Origin of the sequence: Nocardioides sp. (genome assembly GCF_024509035.1) — a bacterium.
Lineage (GTDB): Bacteria > Actinomycetota > Actinomycetes > Propionibacteriales > Nocardioidaceae > Nocardioides.
In genome coordinates this window covers 1-5,449 of record NZ_JANINT010000135.1, presented here as the reverse complement: position 1 = coordinate 5,449, position 5,449 = coordinate 1, and the positions used below count along the sequence as shown (strand labels likewise).

3 protein-coding genes and 1 pseudogene are annotated in these 5,449 nt (G+C 72.7%); 2 read left to right on the top strand and 2 right to left on the bottom strand.

All coding sequences use genetic code 11. From position 1 onward, the window contains the following. The first annotated feature begins 44 nt into the window (after positions 1-44). The gene (locus Q0L15_RS10930) at positions 45-1,037 is read left to right on the top strand and encodes an ATP-binding cassette domain-containing protein (RefSeq protein ID WP_296604306.1); all 993 of its coding nucleotides are present in this window, start codon (positions 45-47) and stop codon (positions 1,035-1,037) included. Next, positions 1,034-1,849 (top strand): ABC transporter permease, encoded by an 816-nt coding sequence (locus tag Q0L15_RS10925; RefSeq protein WP_296604305.1) that lies wholly within the window; start codon positions 1,034-1,036, stop codon positions 1,847-1,849. Before Q0L15_RS10930 ends, Q0L15_RS10925 begins: the two co-directional genes overlap by 4 nt. A 120-nt stretch (positions 1,850-1,969) precedes the next feature. Here the strand turns inward: Q0L15_RS10925 and Q0L15_RS10920 are convergent, their stop codons facing one another. Beyond that, positions 1,970-4,975, bottom strand: a complete 3,006-nt coding sequence (locus tag Q0L15_RS10920; protein ID WP_296604304.1) for a BTAD domain-containing putative transcriptional regulator — start codon at positions 4,973-4,975, stop codon at positions 1,970-1,972. Beyond that, positions 4,956-5,449: pseudogene (locus Q0L15_RS10915) on the bottom strand (phenylalanine--tRNA ligase subunit beta); the annotation flags it as partial. The gene Q0L15_RS10920 and the pseudogene Q0L15_RS10915, both read right to left, overlap by 20 nt.

Genomic DNA, 5,449 nt, shown 5'->3' with positions numbered 1-5,449 from the left:
CGTGCTGAAGGCCGGGTGAAACCGGCGGCTCCCACGCTGGGGCCATGACAACGACCCCTGAGACCGACCTGGCCGTCGCGGCCGCCGGACTCGTCAAGACGTTCGGGGCGCAGCGAGCGGTCGCCACGGTCGACCTCGAGGTGCGCCGCGGTGAGGTCTTCGGCGTGCTCGGACCCAACGGCGCAGGCAAGACCACCATGCTCAAGATGCTCGCCACCCTCCTGCCGATCGACGGCGGCGAGGCCAGCATCTTCGGCGTCGACGTCCGCAGGCAGCCACACATGGTGCGCCAGCTCGTGGGCGTCACCGGCCAGTACGCCTCGGTCGACGAGAACCTCACCGGCCGCGAGAACCTCTGGCTCTTCGGCCGGCTGCTCGGGCTGAGCTCGTCGCGGGCGAGCGCGACCGCCGGCGAGCTGCTCGAGCGCTTCGGGCTCTCCGACGCCGCCGACAAGCGGATCTCGGCGTTCTCCGGCGGCATGCGTCGCCGCCTGGACCTGGCGGCGAGCCTGATCTCGCGCCCGCCGCTGATCTTCCTCGACGAGCCCACGACCGGGCTCGACCCGCGCACCCGCGGGCAGATGTGGGACACCATCCGCGACCTGGTGCGCGACGGCAGCACCGTGCTGCTGACCACGCAGTACCTCGACGAGGCCGACCAGCTCGCCGACCGGGTCGCGGTGATCGACCGTGGCCGCAAGGTCGCCGAGGGCACGCCCGACGAGCTCAAGACCTCGGTGGGCAGCTCGACCCTGCAGCTGCGGATGTCGCAGCCGGTCGACACCGAGCACGCCGCCGTCGTCGTACGGCGGGTGCTCTCCGAGGAGCCGGTGCTCACCCCCGAGGCCGGCGGGTTGAACGTCGCGCTCGTCGACGCCAACCACGCCGCCGAGGTGCTCATCGCGCTGCGGCAGTCCGGTCTCTCGATCGCGAGCGCCACCGTGCAGAAGCCGACCCTCGACGAGGTCTTCATGGCGATCACCGGCCACGGCGCCGAGGACGAGTCGACCGATCTCACCCTGGAGGTGCCCGCATGACCACCATCGCACCGAGCCAGCCTGCGCGTACGGCGCTCGACCTGGCCCCGCACCCGACACTGCGCGACACCGTCGACCAGACGCTGGCGATGGCATGGCGGGCGGTCAAGAAGATGCAGCGGAACTTCGAGCAGATGTTCGACGTCACGATCCAGCCGCTGCTGTTCACGGCCATGTTCGCCTACATCTTCGGCGGCGCGGTCGCCGGCGACGTGGACAGCTACCTGCCGGTGATCATCCCCGGCCTGATCGGCCAGACGATCCTGACCGCCTGCGTGGCCACCGGCGTGCAGCTGCGGGAGGACATGGACAAGGGCGTGTTCGACCGGTTCAAGTCGCTCCCGATCGCCCGCATCGCCCCGCTGGCGGGTCCGGCGCTCGCTGACATGCTGCGCTACTTCATCGCGACCGTGCTGACCTTCGGGGTCGGCATCGCGATGGGCTATCGTCCGGACGCTCTCGGGCTCGTGGCTGCCATCGTGCTGGCGGTGTTCGCCGGCTGGTCGATCGCCTGGATCTTCACGTGGTTCGGCACGGTGGGCCGCAGCGCCCAGGGCGTGCAGGGCATCTCGCTGATGGTGATGTTCCCGCTGACCTTCCTCTCCAACGCGTTCGTGCCCACCGACACGATGCCGACCTGGCTGCGGACCTTCGCGGACATCAACCCGGTCTCGCACGTGATCTCCGCGATCCGTGACCTGGCCACCGACGGCCAGGTCACCACCGACGTCGCCTGGGCGGTCCTGGGGTGCGCGGCCGTCGTCGCGATCTTCCTCCCGCTCTCGGTCCGGTCCTACTCGCGGAAGATGTGAGGGTCGGCGGTCCGGCGGGGCTGTAACGCCGTGTTACCCGTTCTCCCACCCCAGATGCAATCGGGTGGGAACAAGGGGTAACACGGCGTTACAGCATGAGGCGGGTCGCCCCGAGGCCGCCTACGACCCCAGCACCGCCACGAGCGCCCCCACCTCGTCGCGCAGCTGGGTCGGTCTACGGTCGGCCACCTCGGCTCGCACCAGCGCCTCGGCTCCGGGCAGCACGGCCTCGGCGAGACCGAGCGCCGGCGGCCAGGACAGGCTGGGGAGCTGGCGGTTGTAGCCGAACCGGTCGGCATAGACCAGCAGGCGTACGGCGGCCTCGGCCCGCTCGAGGTCCGGGGTCGCCGCCTGCGCCTGCTCGGCCAGCTCCCACGCGGCGAGCGCGAACAGGACCGACCCGAACACCGGGTAGTCCAGGAAGCCGATGACCCCGGCGAGCACGTCGGGGGCTCGGCGGAGCAGGTCGCTGTGGAGGTACCCGGCGTCCTCACGCCGCCCGTGCCGCACGTGGGCGGCCACCGACGCTGCTTCGGCGTACAGGGTCCACGGCTCGTAGCCGAGCATCGCCTCGAACCCGGGGAAGGTCCGCTCCGACAGCGTCGTCACGGCATCGCGGTAGTGGCGCAGCCCGAGCTCGGTGCGGCCGGCGGCGAGGTCGAGCTCGGCTCGTCCGCAGAGCAGCACGATCGCTGCCCCGAAGATGCCGGTGCCGAGGTCCTCGGCCGCGATGGCGTCGAAGATCCGCTCCGCCTCGTCGATCCGGCCCTCCGCCATGGCGCCCAACGCGCTGACGGCCTTGAGCTGGGCGACGTCCTCCTGCGCACCGAGGGCCTCGAGCACGGGGATCGCGTCCCGGGCGTAGACCATGGCCTCCTGCATGTCGCCGGTCTGCATGGTCAGGCCGGCCAGCTGGGCACGGATCAGCGCCGCACCCCAGGGGCCGTGCTCGTCGTCCGCCAGCGCGAGCGACTGCAGTGCGCGCTCCTGGGCGAGCCGCACCTCCCCCTGGTTCTCGTAGAACTGGCTCGACCACTGCATCGCCAGCTGGGCCACCCGCGGGTCCTCGTGGCTGCAGAGCTCCTCGAGCAGGTCGGCGCGGTCCTCGCCGATGCTGCGGCGCGCGGCGAGCAGCACCGTGGCGGCGATGTCGCTGCGGCCTCCACTGCCGCCCACACCCAGCTCCTCCAGCCGGTCGAACGCCCGCCCGTCCACTGAGTCGGAGAAGATCAGCGAGTTGAACGCGATCGCCACCAGCGTGGTGCGGTAAGCCTCCTCGAGGTCGGCGCCGACCTCGACGTCGACCACGAGCTCCTCGACCTCGGGCGCGATGTTGACGACCTTGAGGTGGCTGCCCTCGATCGTCCAGTAGTCCGAGAGGCAGGCGATCAGGGCGATGACGGCGTCCGCGTCCGCCTCCCGCAGGCAGCGGCGGAGCAGGTCGACGAGGTTGCCCTCCTCGGTGCGGATCTCGGCCATCGTCTCGACCTGGTGCGGCCCGAACAGCCGCGCCGCGGCGCGCGCCGCGAAGCCCAGGCCCCATCCGCGCAGCCGGGCGATCGTCTCGACGTCGTCGCCGGCCCCGACGAGCTGCATCTGGCCGAACTCGCGCACGGTCTCGAGCAGGCGGTAGCGCAGGTCGGCCGTCCCCTCGACCACCGTGACCAACGACTGGTCGACGAGGTTGGCCAGCGCCTCGAGGGCATCGCCGCCGACGACCGCCTCGGCCCCGCCGAGCGAGAAGCCGTCGCGGAACACCGAGAGCCGCCGCAGTGCGGTGCGCTCGGCGTCGTGGAGCAGGTTCCAGCTCCAGTCGATCATCGCGAGCAGCGTCTGGTGGCGCTCGGGGGCGTCGCGGGAGCCACCGCGCAGCAGCGCGAACCGGTCCTCGACGCGCCGCTCGATCTCCGCGACGGACATCACCCGCACCTTGGCGGCGGCGAGCTCGACCGCGAGCGGCAGTCCGTCGAGCCGCGCCACCAGCGAGCGCACCTCCACCTCCTCGAGGCGTACGCCGGGCCGGGCCGCCGTGGCCCGTTCGCAGAAGAGCTCCACGGCGTCGTCGAGCCCGAGCTGCGGCAGCTGGTAGACACGCTCGGCGCCGATGCCCAGCGGTGCCCGGGTCGTGGTCAGCACCCGCAGCGACGGCGTGCGCAGGACGAGCACGGACACGAGGTCGGCGACGGCCTCCACCAGGTGCTCACAGTTGTCGAGGACCAGCAGGGACGGTGCGGTGCCGACCTGGTCGACGATCCGGCTGACGAGGTCGGTGCGGCGCGCCGCCGCGGACGTGAGCCGGCCGGCGACCGACTCGCGGACGCCGAGCACGTCGCCGACCTCGACCGCCACGCCCTCGGGCGAGGTGACGCCCGCGAGCTCGACGAAGTGCACCACCGGCTGCTCGGCGAGCCGGCCCATCAGGTGCGCCAGCCGGGTCTTGCCCAGACCGCCGGCGCCGACGATCGAGGTCACCCGGGAGGAGCGGATCATCTGCGCCAGCGCGGCGACGTCGGTGTCGCGTCCGATCAGGCGGGACGCCTCGTAGAGCAACCCCTCGCGCACCGGACGGTCGCGGACGAGCAGCTCGGCGTGCAGCGCCTGGAGCTCGGGCCCGGGGTCGATGCCCAGGCGGTCGGCGAGGTCGCTGCGGTAGGACTCGAAGCGATCCAGTGCGGCCGGGACGCCGTGCACGCCGGCGACCGAGCGCAGCAACGCCTCCATCACCTCGTCGTCGGGGACAGCCCGCTCGAGGAGCGGCAGCGCGGCGGCGTACTCCCCCGCGGCCGCCAGTCGGAGACCCTCGGGCCGCAGCGCCCAGGCGTCGACGTCGGCCACGCCCAGGGTGAGGCGATAGCCGCGAGCGGTGCGCTCGATGACATCGGCTCCGGTGGCCGCCCGCGCACGCGAGACGACCACCTGGAGCGCCTTCGTCGGGTTGGCGGGGACGTCGTCGCCCCACACCTCCTCGACGAGCGCGCTCTCGCCGAGTCCGCGCGGCCCGGCGTCGACCAGGCTGCGCAGCAGCGCGTGCGTGCGCTCGCCGGGGACCGGCTCCCCCTCCCACGTGACGTCGTCGAGGACCCCGAGGCGGGGAGCCGTCGGCTCGTCAGCTGCGCTGGACGGCACCGGTCCGCTCGGAGGCGAGCGCGACCGCCGCGTCGCGCGCGGCTGCCGTCTCCTCCTCGGTCAGCGTGCGGTCGGGAGCCCGGAACCGCAGGGCGAACGCGAGCGACTTGCGCCCCTCACCCGCCTGGGCGCCCGTGTAGACGTCGAAGAGCCGGATCGACTCCAGGAGCTCGCCCGCGCCCTCGCGCAGCGCCGCTTCGACGTCCGCTGCGCGGACCGTCTCGTCGACGACCAGCGCGACGTCCTCCTTGGCGAGGGGGTACGTCGAGAACTCCGGGCCGGGCGTCACGTCGCGCGCGTGGCGCATCAGCGCGTCGAGGTCGACCTCCACCGCGGCACTGCGCTGCGGCAGCCCGAACGCCTGGCAGACCTTGGGGTGCAGCTCGCCGGCGTGGCCGAGGACCTCCCCGGCCACCGATACCACGGCGCACCGGCCGGGGTGCCACGGCATCCGGGTGGCGGCCGCGACCTCGA